13 protein-coding genes and 2 pseudogenes are annotated in these 19,033 nt (G+C 65.1%); 5 read left to right on the top strand and 10 right to left on the bottom strand.

Annotated elements, in window-relative coordinates; genetic code table 11:
- Nucleotides 1-485: 485 nt before the first annotated feature.
- On the bottom strand, nucleotides 486-815 hold the full coding sequence (locus tag RUH65_RS06790) for a hypothetical protein (protein WP_313816553.1): 330 nt from the start codon (nucleotides 813-815) through the stop codon (nucleotides 486-488).
- Between the two features lie 30 nt (nucleotides 816-845).
- Here RUH65_RS06790 and RUH65_RS06785 point away from each other — a divergent pair.
- A pseudogene (locus tag RUH65_RS06785) lies at nucleotides 846-998 on the top strand (helix-turn-helix domain-containing protein); the annotation flags it as partial.
- Here RUH65_RS06785 and RUH65_RS06780 read toward each other — a convergent pair.
- Nucleotides 928-2,082 (bottom strand): hypothetical protein, encoded by a 1,155-nt coding sequence (locus RUH65_RS06780; RefSeq protein WP_313816552.1) that lies wholly within the window; start codon nucleotides 2,080-2,082, stop codon nucleotides 928-930. The pseudogene RUH65_RS06785 and the gene RUH65_RS06780 sit on opposite strands and share 71 nt — an antisense overlap.
- Before the next feature lie 330 nt (nucleotides 2,083-2,412).
- Here RUH65_RS06780 and RUH65_RS06775 point away from each other — a divergent pair, with 330 nt between their 5' ends.
- Nucleotides 2,413-3,048 (top strand): hypothetical protein, encoded by a 636-nt coding sequence (locus tag RUH65_RS06775; protein WP_313816550.1) that lies wholly within the window; start codon nucleotides 2,413-2,415, stop codon nucleotides 3,046-3,048.
- Nucleotides 3,049-3,224: 176 nt separating this feature from the next.
- On the opposite strand, the gene RUH65_RS06770 is transcribed toward RUH65_RS06775, so the two are convergent.
- Nucleotides 3,225-4,345 (bottom strand): IS3 family transposase gene (locus RUH65_RS06770; protein ID WP_396179739.1). Its coding sequence is split into 2 segments (ribosomal slippage): nucleotides 3,225-4,127 and nucleotides 4,130-4,345, totalling 1,119 coding nucleotides; the frame shifts between segments, so codons are not numbered across the junction.
- A gap of 569 nt (nucleotides 4,346-4,914) precedes the next feature.
- The gene (locus RUH65_RS06765) at nucleotides 4,915-5,739 is read right to left on the bottom strand and encodes a hypothetical protein (protein ID WP_313816549.1); all 825 of its coding nucleotides are present in this window, start codon (nucleotides 5,737-5,739) and stop codon (nucleotides 4,915-4,917) included.
- A gap of 390 nt (nucleotides 5,740-6,129) precedes the next feature.
- Here RUH65_RS06765 and RUH65_RS06760 point away from each other — a divergent pair, with 390 nt between their 5' ends.
- From RUH65_RS06760 to RUH65_RS06750, 3 genes and pseudogenes are all read left to right on the top strand, one after another.
- Nucleotides 6,130-7,011: an ATP-binding protein gene (locus tag RUH65_RS06760; protein ID WP_313816547.1), complete on the top strand. Its 882-nt coding sequence runs from the start codon at nucleotides 6,130-6,132 to the stop codon at nucleotides 7,009-7,011.
- Nucleotides 7,012-7,738: 727 nt separating this feature from the next.
- Nucleotides 7,739-8,581: pseudogene (locus RUH65_RS06755) on the top strand (S8 family peptidase); the annotation flags it as partial.
- Between the two features lie 168 nt (nucleotides 8,582-8,749).
- Nucleotides 8,750-9,226 (top strand): hypothetical protein, encoded by a 477-nt coding sequence (locus RUH65_RS06750; RefSeq protein ID WP_313816554.1) that lies wholly within the window; start codon nucleotides 8,750-8,752, stop codon nucleotides 9,224-9,226.
- Nucleotides 9,227-9,289: 63 nt separating this feature from the next.
- Here RUH65_RS06750 and RUH65_RS06745 read toward each other — a convergent pair whose 3' ends face one another.
- From RUH65_RS06745 to RUH65_RS06720, 6 genes are all read right to left on the bottom strand, one after another.
- A complete protein-coding gene (locus RUH65_RS06745) occupies nucleotides 9,290-9,859 on the bottom strand; it encodes a recombinase family protein (RefSeq protein ID WP_396179736.1) in 570 nt (189 codons plus the stop codon).
- 393 nt (nucleotides 9,860-10,252) lie between these two features.
- Nucleotides 10,253-12,943: a DEAD/DEAH box helicase gene (locus tag RUH65_RS06740; protein WP_313816545.1), complete on the bottom strand. Its 2,691-nt coding sequence runs from the start codon at nucleotides 12,941-12,943 to the stop codon at nucleotides 10,253-10,255.
- Nucleotides 12,944-13,030: 87 nt separating this feature from the next.
- A complete protein-coding gene (locus RUH65_RS06735) occupies nucleotides 13,031-14,452 on the bottom strand; it encodes an NAD-dependent succinate-semialdehyde dehydrogenase (protein ID WP_313816544.1) in 1,422 nt (473 codons plus the stop codon).
- Nucleotides 14,453-14,461: 9 nt separating this feature from the next.
- Nucleotides 14,462-16,258, bottom strand: a complete 1,797-nt coding sequence (locus tag RUH65_RS06730; protein ID WP_313816543.1) for an amidase — start codon at nucleotides 16,256-16,258, stop codon at nucleotides 14,462-14,464.
- Complete coding sequence (locus tag RUH65_RS06725; RefSeq protein ID WP_313816541.1) at nucleotides 16,251-17,393, bottom strand: agmatine deiminase family protein; 1,143 nt, start codon at nucleotides 17,391-17,393, stop codon at nucleotides 16,251-16,253. The genes RUH65_RS06730 and RUH65_RS06725 overlap by 8 nt, the downstream gene beginning before the upstream one ends.
- Nucleotides 17,394-17,475: 82 nt before the next feature.
- The gene (locus tag RUH65_RS06720) at nucleotides 17,476-19,032 is read right to left on the bottom strand and encodes an APC family permease (RefSeq protein WP_313816540.1); all 1,557 of its coding nucleotides are present in this window, start codon (nucleotides 19,030-19,032) and stop codon (nucleotides 17,476-17,478) included.
- Between the last annotated feature and the right edge of the window lies 1 nt (nucleotide 19,033).

Below are 19,033 nucleotides of genomic sequence, written 5' to 3'. Positions count from 1 at the left end.
GCGGCCTTCTCCTCCGCGCTGTACCGACGCGTGGTCGGCTGATCCTGCGAGATGTCCTTCGGCATAACCCCATCCTCGTTTCCAAGGTCAGGAGTCTCCAAGAAACCCAGGGCGATTCACTGCGTCGCCGAGGATATTGCGGTGCTCTGTTCTCGCTGGCCAACCCCAGGTGGGGTGCATGAGAGGCATCGTGCCCACCAAGAGCATGGGCGCACGACGTACCTCGTTGCCTGGGACGGTGATGTGCCGCTAGGTGCTGGCGTCGTGCAGTGGGGCCACTGTGTCGGGGTCAGAGCTCGAGCAGAGTTCCCTGATGCGGTAGTGCACATGGTTAAGCTTCAAGTGCTGGCCTGACGTGTTCGGGACCGGCGTATTCCATGAGTGTTCCTGGCCTCCGAGGAGTTCCGAGAGATTCTGCGGAATCGGCTTTGGAGTCTTTAGGACGCTTTGGGTAAAAGAACCTAAAGTGCGTTGGTCCACACGCGTCACCATGGCTGAGTCGAAGCTGAGTTGGGCAGGGGGTTCTGGAGCGTGGAATCGGCGCTGCGGGTCGTGATGCAGTCGATGAAGGCGCTGCCGGCGTCGCGGCGGTGGCGGTCGGTGACTACACGGGCCTGCTTCGACGTGTCCTGCGGCATCTTGACGGTGGAGATCGGGCGAATCGCGGAGGCTGTTACCTTGCGGGACCAGGGCTGGAAGGACCAGGACAGCGAAGGGGGCCTGATTCCAGCGCGACGGATTTCCTCTTCGATCCCACCAACTACGACGCGGTACTTGAGAAGGCACACCGCGCTCTCGTCGGAGGTCGAAGGCACGGTCTCTCCCGGGCAGCACCCGTCTGTTGACTGACCCCGGATCAGGTGGCCGAACTGGCCGCCCTCGCGGCGACCGGCATCCCGAAATCCGAGCTCGCCCGCCAGTACGGGATCAGCCGCGAAACGGTGTACCAGTACCTCCGCCGGCACGCCGCGGCGACGGCAGGCCCCGGTGCTCGGTGACGCCGAGCAGCGTTGAAAGCGCCGGCCGCGACGCCACCGGTGGTGTTCCAGGGTCGCCCAGGAACGCGGAAATCGCGTCTGCGAAGGCCTGACTCGGCGGCAAACGGGGTTCCACCTCGGTCGATGGCATGCTCCAGATGACCTCGGAGTGGATCTGGATCTCCCCGCCGGAAAACCGGGCCAGATCGGCGATCAGAGCGCCAAGCGAGTCACCGAGGTAGTCGTGTGATAGGTAGGCGAGGTGCCTTTCCTGCACACTCCCGCCAGCAGCCCGGGGAAGCGCAACGGACACGGCTTTTTGGTCGAACTCGTTGTCCGGGCGCGGGATCAGGACCAGGGGCACGTCGTCATCAATACGGTCGGCCGATTCTTGAAAATGGGCGGAGACCTTGCCCAGATCCTCGTTCGCCACGGGACTGAACGCAGGGTTGCCGGGCGGAAGGACCGTCACCAGAGACCGGCCGTCCCATTCCAGCTCACATCGACACTCCGGTGGTTCCTCACGCCCAATGCGCGCGCGGAGCTCTTTGGCCCAAGCAGCGTCCGCTTCACCGTGGCGAACCGAGTACAAGAGGCTCGGATAATTGTGGAAGGTCCGATAGATCTCGTCCTCGTAGGGCAGTGTCACCGAGATTTGATCGGGTTGGAGGCCTCCCTTCGGCGTCTCCCTCAACCAGATCTCGGCTTCGCAGACCAGGGGCACGTCGTGGCCGTCGATGAATCGATAGAGCCGGTCCACTCCACTCGCGATATCGCGGGCCTCATCGGGATCATCCGTCTCCACGCGGATGAACCCGAAAGGCTGCGGTGCTCCCGGCGAGTCAGCGCCGGCCACGTCGGCCACACCGACCCGTCCCCGGCTCCGCTGGTCACTGTCCAGGGCCACTAGCCGCACCCAGGTACGCAACATCCAGTTGGGCGGGTAGCTTTTCCATTTCTGTTCCCGCAGGAGTCGGTTGAGAAAGCCGCTGAAGCGGTCCAGGTTCCCGGGGCTGTTCTCAGCCTCATCACAAGTGACGTGATAAGTGGACACGCCCTCGAGTTCGAAGGACTGCTGGTCAGACAGCCACCGCAGATCACCCATGCTGCCCTCCAAGAGACTTCTGACTGGTACAGCTGCCAAGATACGGCAGTGGCCGAACGGCCAACCGCTCCGGTCCTCAACCCCGACGAACCTGCCGTAGAACCCGCGGTCGCACGGGCAATGCTCAGCGGTTTGCCCCGGAGCCGCCCGGTGGGCCAGCCGGCCCGCGAGCAGGAATCCGGTCACCCGAAACCGCCGCTGTGCTGCCGGTTCTGCGGACAGGTTGATTTCGTGGTCCACAAGTGAACATAAAGTGGTGTTTCCTCCCTTCTCACGGCCTAGTCAGAGGGATAATTGAGTTTCTAAACTCGCACTGGAAGAGGGACACCCATGAATCGCGGCCTGAAAATCTCGTTTACCACCGTTGTGCTGACGGCCTCGCTGACCGCCTGCGCCGGGGAGATCCGCGAGGAATCAGCCGTTGCGAACAAGCCGTCCAATTCGGCCGCATCCTCTCCCTCGACCGCGGCCATCTCGACCTCCGCATCACCTACACCTACTCCGTCGCCGACTCCCACTCCGGTGGAAGCCCCCGGCATTGGCGAGGCCCTGAAGATGGAGAACGCTGACTTCACGGTGGTATCCGCGGAAAAGTCCGGTCCCATCAAGGGACAGTACGGCGGGGAAGGTCCCAACGCCGGCGAGGATGGCACCTTGTTCCTTTTGGAGATCGAGTACACGAACAAGTCCGACGAGGCCATCAGCAAGGAATGCTGGGGCCCCCACTGGGTGGACATCATGGTGTACGACACCCAGGACCGGGAGATGCTGGAAAACAACGACTCGGGACAAATCCCGGGCAATAACTGCAGCTCGGGCATCGTGTCCGGTCAGTCAGGACATCGCTACGTCGCCTATGAAGGGCCGAAGGATGCAGAGATCGGATATGCCGTCTTTGAGGACTACACCGCTTACGAGAGCATGCCCGTCATCTTGAATCCCGACCTCACCCTTCAAGAGCAGTAGCGGGCTACCCAGGAGGGCACCAACCTGCCGTCGCGATTCGACATGTTTGAGGGTCCCTCAACGCTGCCGGACGGACATGAGCCCATAATGAGGCGAACTTGACAAGGTCATTCGCCGGGCCAGAGAACGCTTTGTCCACGTTTGGGACTGCTGCACGAATAGGTGACAGGTTGTAGTCATGCCGCCAGTTCGACGGCCGTGTTCATGGTGGTCTCGAACTCGATTGGCGTCAAACGCCCGAGCCGGGGTTGGCGTCGGCGACGGTGGTAGGTCCGTTCTATCCAGGTCACGATCGCGATCCGCAGCTGTTCGCGGGTGGTCCAGGAGCGCCGGTCGAGTACGTTCTTCTGGGGCAGGGCGAAGAAGCTCTCCGTGGCGGCGTTGTCTCCGCTGGAGCCGACTCGCCCCATAGATCCGATCATGCGGTGGCGGGTCAGCGCGCGCAGGAACTTCCGGCTGCGGAATTGACTACCCCTGTCGCTGTGCACGACGCATCCGGCGACGTCGCCGCGGATCGCGACGGCGTTTTCGAGGGCCTGGACAGCCAGCCGAGACTTCATTCTCGAGTCGATCGAGTAGCCCACGATCCGGCCGCTGAACACTTCCTTGATTGCGCAGAGGTAGAGCTTGCCCTCGGCAGTCTTGTGCTCGGTGATGTCGGTCAGCCACAGTTCATTCGGCGCGTCCGCGGCGAACACGTGACGGGTGCGTTCGAACTCGTCCTTGACCGCGCGAAGGTCATCGTGGACGGGAGGGCCGGGCATGCGGTGCTTGCCTCGCTTGGGTTTGCCGAACGCGCTGAACCAGCCGTTGGCCGACGCGATCCGCCACGCCGTGCGGTCCGCCATCGCTTCCCCGTTATCGCGGGCCTCATCGGCGAGTAGCCGGTGCCCGAACTCGGGGTCGTCGCGGTGGGCGTTGAACAACGCGTTCGCGCGGTACGCCTCCACCATCTCACTGGTGGTGACGGGGGCGGTCAGCCACCGGTAGTAGGGCTGGCGGGAGAGCTTGAGAACCCGACACGTCACCGTCACAGGGATCCCTGCGGCGAGCTCCGTCACGAGCGGGTAGAACCTTTTCCCGGCAGGTTGGCCTGCGACAGATATGCCGCTGCTCGGCGGAGAACCTCGTTCTCCTGCTCGAGGAGACGGATCCGCTTCCGCGCTTCACGCAGCTCAGTGTCCTCCGCCCTGGGCTGGCCGGGCTTGGTGACTTCGTCGATGTCGGCGCGACGCATCCACTTCTGCAGCGTCATCGGATGGACACCGAAGTCTTTCGCGATCTGCTCGATCGCCACTCCGGGCTCTCAGTTGCGAGCGACGCGGACGACATCGTCACGGAACTCGTTCGGGTAGGGCTTGGGCACAGCAACATCCTTCCAGGCCCGCCCTCCGGACAAGCCAGATCAGATGTCACCTATTCGTGCAGCAGTCCCCTGGACGTGCGCCTGCCGTACCCGCTTGCCTCGTTTTATAAAGACGGCCTGCCAGTAGAGGAAGTCAGAGGCCAGCTACTGGCGGTCAACTGAGGCGCAAGAAGGATCGGAGGATGGAACGCTGAGCATTTCTTCTGTCCGCGCGAAGTTCGGCTTCCACTTCGTCACGAAGTTTTCGATAGGTCGTTTCATCCGTGAGGTCAGGTACAGCGGTCAAAGCTGGGTCGGAATCGTATGTATTCTTCCCGCGCCCAGTAACTCCTCTAGTTGCGGAGCCACGCTTAGTGATATTTGTTATCCCGCTCCCACTGCCGATCGAGCGCGGCTTTGCCGAGAGCGCGTAGACGTGCTTCTCCGTGTTGTCCATGAAGGCACCCTCTCTCAGTGCTCGTCGTCTCATAAGGTTACGCCCGCAACCTTGCGGAATGCATCTAGCGTAGGGGCGTGTAAGCGATCGCCAGAAGACCCGCGGCCATCGACGCGTAGTGCTTGTCCGCATTAGTCAGGGTTCGGGGGTTTTTGGCGTCAATCGACAGCATCCCTATGGGACCGCTGGCGTTCCCGACAACTGTGGAAATATATGTTCGGTATCCGTTGCCGCTTCCGCTCCAGCCGATGCGCTTTTCCTTCTTAGTGTCCGGAATGAGTTCGGCGCGCCCGGCCGGCATTGTAGTCACGAAAGTCAGCGCATCGTCGCCGCGATCCGTCCCAGCTTTAAAGGGTCCTAGTGGAGGGCGTTCACCCACGTGGTCCTCGACGTGGAGTTCGGTTCCGTCCTCGTTAAGAACGTAGAAAACCACTCTTGCATCCTCCACTTGCTTGCAGCCCACAATGAGCGCGGTGAGGACACTCGTCAGGATTTGCCTTTGCTCCGCGATTCGACGCGCGGGAGTCAAGCGCACACCATCGGCCAAACGCAAACTGATCTTGCTGAACTGAGTCAGAAGAAGCCTGCCGTCCAGCACACTCCGATCGGCGCCGCGCCGCAGGCGGCGTTCCACGAGCCTTGCAACCAAAAAAACCGCTGCACTGATCCCGAGAACCCAGCGCTCAGCGCCTATGCCTGCTATGCCGAGGCCAAGAGTCTCCCAAGTGGGTTCCGCGTCCCAGGCCTCATATATTGCCGTTCCTACAAGGGAAGCAACGAAGGCGAAAGTCATGCCCGCCAAGGCTCCAACGAGACGGGCTATGCCCTCGGCGTCGGGCACGGGGACGCGCAGTACTTTCCTCCTTGCCTGCTGGTTCTCATTTGCCACGAAGCCAACCTAGTGGACGAGCACTGTCATGCGTTCATTGCGAGGGTATCAGCAGTCGACCGTCGGTAGCTCGACCGCCGTGGTGGACTATTTCGGTGTGTCTGATTAACGAATCGTCCAGTCCTGCGTACAGTGCTCTTTATGGAGGAAGACAATGTGGGTGGATCTGGCCCGTCAGATGAAGAATTAGTCCAGCTGGTAAGATTGACTGCCGCTGGGTCCGCTCCGGGTGTGCAGGCACTCCTTCGGAAGTTGGCGCGGCGCTACCGAGAATCACGACCCGCATTAGCTCAAGGCATAGTGGAGGTACTGCGGGCGAATCCTCTGAGGTCTGCCTCGGCAGGAGAAGTTGTTTCCCAACCTGTTGATTCGGATAGCCGCCTGCCCTTGGTGCGCGTCGAAGACCCGGTTGTGCTTGTAAACGAGCTAATCTTGCCGCCCTCGGTCGAAGAGTCCTTGCACCAGCTTGTTGCCGAGCATCGGGATGCCGGCAAATTGCTGGACGCAGGTTTGGCGCCAACACGCACTGCGCTGTTCGTAGGTTTGCCCGGTGTGGGAAAGACGTTGGCTGCTCGGTGGGTGGCGAGTGAACTCAACCAGCCGTTAATCGTTCTGGATCTTGCATCTGTCATGAGCAGTTTTTTGGGGCGGACGGGTGCCAACGTCAGAAGGGTCCTCGACTATGCAAGGTCTTCACGCGCCGTTCTGTTGTTGGACGAACTGGACGCTGTCGCAAAAAGAAGAGACGACACTACGGAGATCGGTGAGCTCAAAAGGCTAGTTACCGTACTTCTCCAGGAAATAGATTCTTGGCCGGAAGGTTCGCTGCTGCTGGCGGCAACCAACCACGGTGATCTTCTCGATCCGGCCGTCTGGCGTCGGTTTGAAGTCGTACTGGACTTTCCGTTACCGGACGTTGAGGCGTTGAAGACGGGAATTCGCTCGCTTTTGGGCGGGTCTGAAGTAGATGGTGCTTTTGCTGATTTTCTTGCACGCATGTACCAGGGTGAGACCTTGAGCTTCGTGGAAAGAGAAGTGCTAAGGGCTCGCCGCATTTCGACGATGAATGGATCGGACCTTTCGGAGGTCCTGCTCGGGACGGCTAGAGAACGCTTCAGGAGGCTGCCGGCAAACGAACGAGGGCCTATGGCGGCACGCATGCTCAAGGAGTCGCCTCTGAGCCAACGCAGTGTCAGCGAAATTACAGGAGTGAGTCGAGATACATTACGAAAGTACTTGTCACTAGAGGGGTTAGGGGAAGCGAGTGCCTGAGGATAAGCGGTTCTTGCTGGGGTATGGGGAACGTTTGACAGGTCATGTGCAAGCTCCTAAGTCTGGGCCACCCGCGGGGCCCGCGTATTCGTTTGAAGAAGCAATAGATCGCTTGCGACCTCAGGCGGAGACCCTCGTAGGTAAGCTTCAGACGCTGCCCGACGGCGCTTGTCCGGATAATGAGGCCGTCGGGACATTGACGCTTCACCCCCAGTCCCTGGCGAAGTCCTATCACCCGCAAAAGTTGCTCAACTCATACAACTTGCGGCAGGTGGGCAGTCGACCGGTGGAGGTTACTCCTAGTAAATGGACCAAGAAGGGGAAACCCACCCAGAGCCACACCACGGAACTGTATGTGGCGGGTGACCGGACTGCCTTTGCTCGGTGGGCGGAAGACTTCTCAAACGATCCCGGACGCATCCCGGAAGCGATCCAACGGCTCGAGTCCGTCCACGCGCCCGTGCCTGGTGACAGGCTTCGCAATCTCGAATACGCGGACTCGACCAATGAAGGTTTCCTAGTTGAACTTGTTCTTCACGCTCGCGCGCATGACGAGTACATCGTTGCTGCCTTTGATGCCTTTTCCAGAGAACTTGGGGTCGAACTGGACGCGGACCGGCGCCTGTACGTAGGTGGACTCTGCTTTCTGCCCGGAGAAGCGACGAGAGACCAACTCGGTTCCCTTGCGAAGTTTGCATTTCTCCGAACCGCTCGGCCCCTATCAAAAATGCGGGCTCTGGGACCGATTGAAAGAGTTGCGTCGAGCTCCGATCAGCAGGCATGCCCGTTGCCCAGCGAGGGGCCCAAACGGCCAGATCTCCGCGTAGCGGTTTTCGACGGTGGCTTGGATGAAGAGTCTGACTTAGGGAAGTGGGCGACATCAATTGACGCGCCTGATGTGGCGGCAGCGGAAGAGGTCTATCTTGAACACGGGCACTCCGTTACGTCGGCCCTTCTGTTCGGGTCTCTCGAACCAGGGGTTCAGCCGGAACAGCCATGCGCGTCCATCGATCACTATCGGGTTGTAGACGGATCGAGTCAGCAGGATCCTTTTGAGCTCTACGACGTCCTTCGGCGTATCGACGACGTCCTGAGTGATAACAGCTATGAGTTCCTTAATCTGAGCCTGGGCCCTTATTCCACTGTCGAAGACGACGACGTGCACCCGTGGACAGCCGTTCTGGATGCATACCTAGCAGATGGAAAAGCTCTGGCTGCGATTGCTGTGGGAAACAACGGGGAGCCAGGACTCGACCCCACAGAGCGTCGCATTCAAGTGCCCTCTGACTGCGTAAATGGCTTCGCGGTAGGGGCCGCCGATAGTACTAGAGAAGGTTGGAAGCGATCTGCTTATAGTGCACTGGGGCCGGGGCGAAGCCCAGGCTTAGTAAAGCCTGACGCTCTGGATTTCGGTGGCAGCAGCACGGAGCCATTTCATGTGTACGACCCGATCGGCGGGGGCGCAATTGCTCGTACACAGGGGACTTCGTTCGCTGCTCCAGCTGCGCTTCGTCGAGCAGTAGCGATGCGAACGCACTTTGGGGACCGTCTCAGTCCTCTGGCTCTCAAGGCACTTCTAGTCCATTCTGCGCGCGACGCAGGTTTGGATAGGTCGCACGTGGGATGGGGCAAGGTGCCCGGGTCACTCGAGGACATCATGGTCTGCGGTGATGGAGAGGTACGGGTTGTCTACCAAGGAGAGCTGACCCCGGGCAGGTATCTGAGGGCTCAAATACCGATGCCCGACACGGGATTCAGCGGGCGAGTGAAAATAAGTGCGACGTTCACGTACGCCACGCTCACGGACCCGCAGGATCCGGGTAACTATACGCGGAGCGGCTTGGTCGTAACCTTTAGGCCCCACGACCGGAAATTTGCGAAGAACGACTCGATCGACCCTCAACCTAAACCGTTCTTCAAGAAGAATGCCTTCGACACCGAAGGCGCGCTGCGGGGAGATGCCCAGAAATGGGAAACCGTTCTCAACCGAGAGCAAGGGTTTCAAGCCAAGTCCCTGAGAAACCCTGTTTTCGACATTCATTACAACGCCCGGAGCAACGGTGGGCTGGCCATAGGTGCAGAACGCATTCGATATGCCTTGGTAGTCACGGTGACTGCTCCCCGTATGCCGGAACTATACGATCAAGTTGTTCGCACCTACGCTGGTCGCCTTGAGGCGCTTCGCCCTGTTCTGGAGCTGCCGCTCCAGGTGTAGGTTCGCAGCACGGGTAGTTATGTGTTTGGAGGTGCGGACTTAGGCCCCCCACTAGCCCGGTTCTCACGACTCGCCGGTCACGGATCGGTCCGTGTTGAGCTCTGCGGGCGATTCGTCATCTGCTGGCTCTCCGGTGGACGGGCGCAGGTACTGGTACAACGTTTCGCGGCTGATGCTGAACTCGCAGGCCAGTTTGGTCGGGTCAGCCACGCTGGGTCGGCCCACGCGCCGGCCCTTGGCAGTGGCCACAGCGCGGGCGTGGGCGGCCCGTTCGATGGCGTAGGTGCGTTCCATCTGATCGAAGAGGGCGAGCATGACCACGGCCAGCTGTGACATTGGATCCTCGGGGTCGGAGGAGTCGACCCGGATCGGGTCGGTCAAGTTCCGCACCCCGACGCCGTGCTTGGCGAGGTCGTGGATGAGGTTCAGGGTGTCCCGCACGGTGCAGCCGAGCCGGTCCAGGGTGTGCGCGACGATGACGTCGCCCTTTTGGGCCTGGTCCAGAGCGGCGTGGAGTCTGGGGCGCTTGGTGGTGGCCTTGGATGTCTTGTCGACGTAAATCCGCTGGGCCCCGATCCCTTCCTTGTGTAGGGCATCGATCTGCCGGTCGAGGTCCTGTTTCGTGGTCGACACCCGTGCACACCCGATCTTCATGGCCACCCTGTATCGAAAGTCAGTTCTGTACGACTCATCTGGGATCTCGTTTTGGGCTTAGGTTTTGGAACGCAAATTCATGGCGTGTCGTCGTGTTCGGCCACTGCCTTGGGGAGTGTTCCAGTTCCAAAGAAGTGGGACACGGTGCGAGCGCCGGAATCGGACGAGGAGGACATCGATGCCGGCCCCAATCCTCTCGGACGGCCTGCGTGCGACCTGACTTCGTGTTTATGGACCCGTTGTCCTCGGAACTCGGTCCTGCCAGCGCCAGACTCGTCATGTACCCCGCGTCGTTGGCCACTACTCAGTCCCACGCCACGTGCCAAGCCACCACGTCACGCGAAGTGTCACCGGAGGCGGCGCTGCACTTGCTCACGCCTCACCGCCGAAGACCCGCCTCCGCTCCACCGAAATAACCTCCCGCGCCAGCGCCGCCTCGGACACGTCCACGGCCTCCGGCGCGGCCTCAGCAACATCGCTCTCGCGGGCGAACTGTTCGAACAGCTCCGCCTTGACCGCCAGCATCTCGGTCAGCCGCTGGTCCACCCCGTCCTCGGAGAGCAGCCGGTGCACTTGGACGGTCTCGAGCTGGCCCATCCGCCGGGCCCGGGCGATCGCCTGCCACTCGATCGCTGGGTTGAGCTGCGGCTCGCAGAGCACCACCACGGAGGCGGCCTGGATGTTGAGCCCGACGCCGCCCGCCGTCACTTGCGCCACCAGAGCGGCACCACCGGGCGCCGCGGAAAATGAATCCACCATGGACTGCCGCCGCGCCGCCGCCACCGAGCCGGTCAGCGGCCCGAACACCGGGCCGTCCAGGGCTTCCGCCACGGCGTCCAGCACATCCCGGAAGAACGAGAACACGATCACCCGTCGGCCGTTCTCCTCGGCCTCGGTCACGATCTCCACCAGCCGCTGCATCTTCTCGGACGCGCTTCCAGAAGAAAACGCGGCGGTCCGCATCGCCATGAAGTTCCCCTCGGCCACGGCCTCCCGGTAGGCCCGCGACTCCGCGGCACCCATCGGCAGCAGCTCCTCGACTTCCACCAGTTCCGGCAGCTCGGTGAGCACGTCCTCCTGGTTGCGCCGCAGATAGGCCGGGGCCACCTGCTGACGGAACCGTGCCGGGGCCAGAGCATGCGAGTCCAGCACCAGATCCGGGCGGAGATAGCCGATCAGCACCCGGAACTCCTCGAGCCGATTCATCAGCGGTGTGCCGGTCAGCAGAATCGCCCGTTCGGTCCGGTCGATGACCTCCGCCACCGCCTGAGACCGCAGCGCCTCCGGATTCTTGATGTACTGCGCCTCATCGACCACCACGCAGCCCAGCGGCACCGGCTGGGTACCCTCATCGCCGAAGGCCGCACTGCGCAGGGTGGCGAAGGTCGTCACAGCCACACCACCGGTGCGCCGCCAGGCACTCGCTGCGGCTTCCCGGCTCGCTCCGTGCAGCCGATGCGCAGGCAGCGTGGTCATCTTCTCGATCTCCCGCATCCAGTTCGTCACCACGGCCGCCGGGCACACCACCAGGAAGTACTTCGGCCGCTCCGTCCCGCCGGTCGCGGCCAGATGCGTCAGCACGGCCAGCGCTTCCACGGTCTTGCCCAGGCCCATCTCGTCGCCGATCACCACCTTGCCCTGCACCAGCGCGAACTTCGCCCCGAAGCTCTGGTAGCCGCGCAGTGACGCGGTCAGGTGCGTGGTGTCCAGGCGGAAGGCCCGGACCGCCTCCACGATCTCCGCCGGCAGGTCGCCCTGCGTCTTCTCCGGATCCTCCGTGGTGAACCCGAGCTCGGCGAACAGCGCGTAGTAGTCGGCCGGCCTCGCCAGAAAGTCGTCCCAGACCTCGTCACCGGAACCCTCCGCACCCGGTTGCGGGCCGGCGTCGGGCGCGGTCTGCGTTTCGGTGGGCACCGTTCGGGCCAGCTGAAGCACGGAAGCCACCGCCACTCGGAACTGCGCGGCGGTCCGCGCCCGCGGAGCCAGCAGCACGGGATGCCCCGGTGCCTGCGCGTGGGCCAGCGGGGCGAGGGCTTCGGCCATCGCGACCCCAGCCGTGGAACGCCGCAGCGGCAGCAGCTGCTCCCAGGCCCGAGTCCGGCGCAGCAGCTCGGTGGTGGCCTCGGTGCGGTCGGCCGGGTCCAGCCGCAGGCTCGTGCCGTCCACGGCGAGGTCCCACAGCGTGCGGGCGGCGCCGCGCAGGCGGGTGGCGGTGGTCTTCCCGACGCCGTCCAGCGACTCGAGCTCGGCGCCGCGGTCCCAGACCTGCAGCACCGTGGTGATGCCCGCCTCGAGCAGCGGGCCGGTGGACAGCCGGTCGGCGGTGGCGTCCTTGAGCAGCTTCACGTCCATGGTGTCCAGCAGGGCGCGTGCCTCGCCGTCCCGGATTACGACGCCGGCCCGGTGGGCTGCCGCGCGGCGCTCGACTTCGCTGCGCAGTGCTTCCTCAAGGGCCGCGATGGCCCGGGGGAGCCGGGCGATGTCCTCCGCCGGCATCAGCTCGGGAGAGATCCCGAGCTCGGGCAGGTGGCGGAGCAGGCCGATGCCCGGATGGAGGGCATCCGCGGTGGGAATGGACGCGGCGATGGTGGGGTGTTGTTCCAGCCGGTCGAGCAGCTGCGGCAGGCCCTGGGTATGGGCCCAGAGGCCGTAGTCGTTCAGCCGCCGGGCGGACTGCTCGGCCTGGTGGCGGGCCTCGCCGAAGGTGATGAGGCGCCGCAGGCCGAGAAGCTTCTGAGCCCGGTTCATCTCCTGCTCCCGGCCGCCGGCCAGGGTTGCCAGCGCCTCCTCCTCGTGCGCCGCGATGGCCGGTAGACTCCGCAGGCGAGCGAGGGCAGCGAGGTGCGCGCCGTCGTCGGGCCCCAGGGGGAGGGCACGCCAATACTCGGTGGGCTTGTGGGGGTCTTGGGATTGGAGGTCGAGGACGGCGGAATTGAGCCGGCGGCTCGCCTCGTTGCTGTCCATCATGATCTGGGTGCGCCGCCCGAGCAGGGCGGCGGCGCGCTGCATCCAGGAGGCGACCTCGTTGATGGTGCGCAGGAGGGTGGCGCGGTCGGTGCCCATCACTGAACATTCACACACAACGGCCGGTGGTGTGTGAATGTGGCGGAACTTTCACACAGACCCGCGTGGGTATCCGAGTGACCGTGGTCAGGAGGTCTTGGCCACTGCCATCAGCCGCTTGTTGACGAACTCGTCCATGCCCAGCGGGCCCAGCTCGCGGCCGTAGCCGGAGCGCTTCACGCCGCCGAAGGGCATGTCCGCGGTCTCCGGCGGGGACTGGTTGGCGCCGACCATGCCGGCCTCCAGCCCCTCCGCGAGCCGCTCGGCGCGTCCGGGTTCGATCGCGAAGACGGCAGAGCCCAGCCCGTACTGGGTGTCGTTGGCCAGATCCAGCGCCTCCTCGTCGCTGGAGACGCGGTACACCGCCACAACGGGCCCGAAGAACTCCTCGCGGTAGATCTCCGCGTCCCGCGGGATGTCGGTGATCACGGCGGGGGAGACGTAGAACCCCGGGCGGTTCACCCGGGCACCGCCGGTGTGCAGGGTGCCCCCGGCGGCGACGGCGCGCTCGATCTGCTCGGCCAGCGTGTCCGCCGCCGCCTCGGAGGACAGGGGGCCGAAGGTCTTCTCCTGCTCGCTGGACGGATCGGCCGGTGCTAGCTCGGCGACGCGGGCGACCATCTCGTCCACGAACTCGTCGAAGACGTCGTCCATGACGATCATCCGCTTGTTCGAGTTGCATGCCTGACCGGTGTTCTCCAGCCGGACCGCCAGGGCCTGCCGGGCGGCCTCGCGTGGGTCGTCCGTGGAGAGGATCACGTACGGGTCGGACCCGCCGAGCTCCAGCACCGCCTTCTTCAGGTGCCGGCCGGCCTGCTCGGCCACGGCCGCGCCGGCCCGCTCCGAGCCGGTCAATGACACGCCCTGCACGCGGGGGTCGGCGATGAGGGTGGCGGTCTGCTCGTGGGTGGCGAAGACGTTCTGGTAGACGCCGGCCGGCACCCCGGCGTCCTCGAGCAGCTGATGGATGGCCAGCGCCGACTCGGGGACGACCTCGGCGTGCTTGAGGAGGATGGTGTTGCCCATCACGAGGTTCGGGGCGATGAAGCGTGCGACCTGGTAGTACGGGTAGTTCCACGGCATGATGCCCAGCAGCACGCCGAGCGGCCGGCGCTGGATCACGCTGGTGGACTCGTCCGTGCTCGCCAGCACCTGATCGGCGGCCAGGGCCGGGCCGTGGTCCGCGTAGTAGCGGAAGATCTCTGCGCTGAACTCGGCCTCACCGCGCGACTCGCCGATCGGCTTGCCCATCTCCCGGGTGATGACCTGCGCGAGTTCCTCGGTCCGTTCCTCGAACAGTTCGGCGATCCGCCGGACGACGGCGGCCCGGTCGCTGATATCCCGAGCCCGCCACTCGCGGAAGGCGGCGTGGGCGGACTCGACAGCCTGACCGGCCTCCTCGTCCGTGGCGAACGGGTGTTCGCTCAGCACCTGCCCGGTGGCCGGGTTGATGCCCCGGTAGGCCGGTGTCCCGGTGGCGGCGGAGCTGTTGGGGTTGATGGCGTTCATGATGCCTCCTCAGTGAGCGTGAATGGAATCCGGGGTGGGGGTGGAAACGGGTGACGTCCGCAGTGGTGCCGTGCGACGTGGTCCGGTCGCCTCGAAGGCGTGGGCGAGCCTCAGCAGGCTCGTGTCATCGTAGGCACGGCCGGCGAAGGTCAGCCCGAAGGGCATGCCGATGTCCTCGGCGGTGCCCATCGGGACCGTGACGGTGGGGATGCCCAGGTGGCGGGGCACCAGGTTGCCGTTGGCCACCCAGACGCCGTTGCGCCAGGCCAGCTCCGCCGAGCGTGGGTTCACGTCGGCGTCGGCGGGCCCGACGTCGGCCATGGCCGGAAAGACGACCGCGTCCAGTCCCAGCTCGTCCATCCAGTCCTCAAGGTCTGCTTTCCGCGTCTGTTCGAGTCCCGCGAGGCCCTCGGCCAGGTGGGGTAACCGATCCAGATCCGCGAAGCCGTGCGCGCGGATGACCTCCGGGTAGTCGGCGAGGTCATCGTCGAAGCCGTGATACCGATCCGGCAGGGCACCGGGCGGGTGCGGGAAGATCCGGGCGCCGTCGACCTGGGCCAGCGTGGCCAGGCCCGGATCGCCGTTGGCCCGGAGGAAGTCCTCCCAGGCCCACGCGGACAACGCGGTGATCTCCGTCTGCAGGTACCCGGCGGAGATCAGTCCACGGGTGGCGATGGTCGGCGCACCGGGGCGGTCCCCCTCGTACCGGGTGACCACCGGGAAGTCGACCTCGACGACGGCCGCTCCCGCCGCCTCCAACGCGGCCCGGGCCGACTCCCAGAGGGCCATCACCGACTCGCGCGTCACGATGGGTCGCCCCATCGGGCCGCCCACACCGGGTGAACCGGTGTGGTCGGGCCCGGTGCCGGCGTCGGGATCGGCATTGATGTACATGCGCGGCACGCCCAGACGCTGGCCCGCCAGCGCGCCCCGGCCGGCGTCGGCCCCCGTGGCCGCGCCGAGGGCGGGATAGGAGTCCGGGCGGACGCTGGAGGAGGCGGGGATCCGGATCCAGGGCTGGACCCTCCAGAAGTCACCGCGGGCGGTGTGGTCGTCGGCGACGATCACGTCCAGCACCTCGAGCAGGTCGGCCATGGAGCGCGTGTGGGGCACCACCACGTCCATGGTCGGCACCAGCGGCCAGTTGCCGCGGACGCTGATCACCCCCCGGGACGGGGTGTAGGCGCACAGGGCGTTGCAGGAGGCAGGGGCCCGGCCGGAGGACCAGGTCTCCTCGCCCAGCCCGAACGCGCCGAGGCTGGCCGCGGTGGCGGTCCCCGAGCCGTTGGAGGATCCCGAGGCGAAGGCGCTCGTCAGGTAATCCGGGTTGTACGGGCTCTCCGCCCGCCCGTAGAGGCCACGCTGCATGCCCCCGTTGGCCATCGGCGGCATGTTCGTCAGCCCCAGCAGGACGGCGCCGGCGGCCCGTAGCCGCTCGATGGTGAAGGCGTCCCACTGCGCCACGAGGTCGCCGAACGCCGGTGACCCGGCCGCGACGGTCAGCCCGGCGGCCATGAACGAGTCCTTGGCCGTGTAGGGGATGCCGTCCAGCGGACCCAGCACGGCCCCGGCCGCCCGCCGTTCGTCCGAGGCCCGCGCCTCGTCGAACACCCGGGGGTTGTCCACGACCACCGAGTTCAACGGGACGCCGCCGTCGGCCGCGGCACCGGAGTCGGAGCCGGGTGCCGGCCGGTCGTACCGGGCGATGCGCGCACGGTAGGCGTGCACCAGCCCGACGGCGGACGTCTCGCCCGTCTCCAGGGCGGCCCGTAGCTCGGCGATGGACTTCTCGGCGACGTCAAACATCGGCGCCGCCTCCATGCTGCTGCTGAGCGTCGGACCGTGCCTGCCCCCGCGCCTCCTGCCGGCCGAGGCCTGCGCGCGGCTGCTGCTGGGTGATGCAGTGGATGCCGCCGCCGAAGGCGAAGATGTCCCGGGCATCCACCAGCTCGACGGCGCGGCCCGGATACGCCGCGGCCAGGATCTCGGAGGCCTCTCCGTCAGCGTGCGGCTCACCGAAGGAGCAGAGGATCACGGCACCATTGGCCACATAGTGGTTGATGTACGAATAGTCGAGCCAGCCCTCCTCGTCGCGCAAGGCCGCCGGCGCAGGCACGTCCACCACGCGTAACGGATGGCCCTCGGCGTCGACGGCGCCGTCCAGGACGTCCCGCAGCTCCCGGTAGACCTGGTGATCGGGATGCCGGGGGTCACCCTGGCGGTGCAGCAGGACGGTGCCGGCCTCGGTGAAGGACGCGACAATGTCCACGTGGCCCTTGGTGCCGAAGCCGTCGTAATCCCGGGTCAGACCCCGCGGCAGCCACACCGCGTGCGTGGTGCCCAATTGGGCGTGGATCTCGGTCTCCACCGCGGATCGCGTGGCGCCTGGGTTGCGTTGCGGATCCAGCTGCACGGTCTCCGTGAGCAGGACGGTGCCCCTGCCGTCGACGTGGAAGCCGCCGCCTTCGTTGATCAGCGCCGAGTTGCGTTGCGGAGCCTGCGCGCGGTCGGCCACGAAGGTGGCGAGGTGCTGGTCATGGTCCCAACGGGACCACGACTGGGCGCCCCATCCGTTGAAGACCCAGTTGACCGCCGAGAGCGATCCGTTCGCATCGAGCGTGAACGTCGGCCCTGAGTCGCGCATCCAGGAGTCGTCCAGCGCGGCGGTGACCACCTCCGCGTCGGAACCGAGCCGACGTCGTGCCTCGGCCTCATCCTGTGGGTGAGCCACCACGACGACCGGTTCGTAGCGGGCGATGGTCCGGGCCACGGAGGCCCAGGCGGTGCGGGCGCGATCCAGCGTCGAGGAACCGGAACCGCCGAAGGTCTCGTTGCGGGTGGGGAAGGACATCCAGGTGCGCTCATGGGGAGCCCACTCGGGGGGCATGGCTGAGGTGGTGGCCGGAGTGGCCGCCGGGTCCGGGTGTGTTGTAGCTGCCATCAGGGTCTCTCTTGCGGTGTGGTGGGGGCGCACCGGGGCGGGGCGCGGGGGAGGCGGGATGAGGCGCGGTGCCGCCGCGGGGTCACATCGTCAGGTCGCTGGTATCCCGGTCGGTGGTGGACTCGGCCCGTTCGAGGGTCTCGCCGCGGAAGTAGGCGGGGTGGCGCAGCCGGGTCCACAACATCAGCACCACGCCGAGGGCGAGCACGCCCATGCCGAGGATGAACACCATGCCGACTCCTCCCAGCGAGGACCCCGAACCGTAGTCCGGGCTGAGGGAATCCAGGGCGGTCCGGACGAACATGGTCAGTAGGGCGAGGCCACCGATCAGGGGAAACAGGAACTTGAACAGCACGCTGTGTGCCGAGCGGAACAGTTCGCGGCGGAAGTACCAGACACACGCCAGGGCGGTGATGCCGTAGTAGAAGCAGATCATCAGGCCCAGGGCGGTGATGGTGTCCCAGAGCGCGTTCTCGCTGAGCAGCCGGGTGATCGTGTAGAAGCCGCCGGCGGCCACTGCCGAGACGATGGTGGCCACCGAGGGGGTGCGGAAGCGCGGGCTGATCCGGGAGAACACCGGGGGCAAGGCGCGGTAGTGGCCCATGGCCAGGAGCGTGCGGGACGGGGAGATCATCGTTGACTGCAGGGAGGCGAACGAGGAGATCATGATCGCAACCGACATCAGGATCGCGAAGGGGCCCATCACGGGGCCGGAGAGGATCGCGAACAGCGACTCCTGGTTGTCCGGGTTTCCGGCGCCCAGGTCCTCGGTGCCGACGCCGGCCCAGGAGATCACGGCCAGGGCGCACAGGGTGTAGACCGCCATGATGATCAGCACGGTCAGCGTGGAGGCCCGCCCGGAGGTGTGCTTCGGGTCCTTGGTCTCCTCGTTCATGGTCATCGTGGTGTCCCAGCCCCAGAACAGGAAGATCGACAGGGAGATGCCGGCGGCGACGATCGAGAAGTCGTCGAAAGCGAACGGGTTGAACCAGTCCAGCTGCACCGGCGTCGGGTCGAAGCTCTCCCCGTTGGACGCCTGGATGAGTGCGGCGATCGAGAAGCCGCCCAGGACCAGAAGCTGGAAGCCCACCAGAACGTATTGCATGCGCTGGGTCGACTCCAGTCCCCGGTACGCGATCCATGCCGCCGCCGCGATGAAGACGAGCGTCGTCGGGATGTTCACCCACAGATTCGTCGTCAGCTCGGCCAATGCCGGATTGCCGAAGACCTGCGAGAGCAGGATGAAGAAGAAGTCCACCGCGACGGCGGCCAGGTTGGACAACACGATCACGGTGGCCGCGATCAGTCCCCAGCCTCCCATCCAGCCGATCCAGGGGTTGAACGCCTTGCTGGCCCACGTGAAGGAGGTGCCCGAGTCCGGTACCCGCTCGTTGAGTTCCCGGTAGCCGAAGGCGACGAGCAGCATGGGGATGAACCCGAGCAGCAGGATGGCCGGCACATGGGTGCCGACCTCGGCGATGGTGGGTCCGAGACCCGAGGTCAGTGTGTAGGCGGGGGCGATGCAGGCCACGCCGATCACGACGGCCCCGATCACCCCGACCTGGCCCCGGGCCAGTCCCTTGGAGGAGACGGCGCGGTCAGTTGACCGCCCGCTCTGCGAGGAAGTCCTGATGCTCATG

The organism is Citricoccus sp. (assembly GCF_032154715.1).
GTDB lineage: Bacteria > Actinomycetota > Actinomycetes > Actinomycetales > Micrococcaceae > Citricoccus.
The sequence above is the reverse complement of the archived record's forward strand: the minus strand, read 5'-3'. Positions and strand labels throughout refer to the sequence as shown.

Coding starts and splice junctions, on each gene's coding strand:
- RUH65_RS06735 (WP_313816544.1), bottom strand. CDS start 14,452: ATGAACGCCATCAACCCCAACAGCTCCGCCGCCACCGGGACACCGGCC.
- RUH65_RS06750 (WP_313816554.1), top strand. CDS start 8,750: ATGCCCGACACGGGATTCAGCGGGCGAGTGAAAATAAGTGCGACGTTC.
- RUH65_RS06720 (WP_313816540.1), bottom strand. CDS start 19,032: ATGAGCATCAGGACTTCCTCGCAGAGCGGGCGGTCAACTGACCGCGCC.
- RUH65_RS06725 (WP_313816541.1), bottom strand. CDS start 17,393: ATGGCAGCTACAACACACCCGGACCCGGCGGCCACTCCGGCCACCACC.
- RUH65_RS06740 (WP_313816545.1), bottom strand. CDS start 12,943: ATGGGCACCGACCGCGCCACCCTCCTGCGCACCATCAACGAGGTCGCC.
- RUH65_RS06775 (WP_313816550.1), top strand. CDS start 2,413: ATGAATCGCGGCCTGAAAATCTCGTTTACCACCGTTGTGCTGACGGCC.
- RUH65_RS06730 (WP_313816543.1), bottom strand. CDS start 16,258: ATGTTTGACGTCGCCGAGAAGTCCATCGCCGAGCTACGGGCCGCCCTG.
- RUH65_RS06780 (WP_313816552.1), bottom strand. CDS start 2,082: ATGGGTGATCTGCGGTGGCTGTCTGACCAGCAGTCCTTCGAACTCGAG.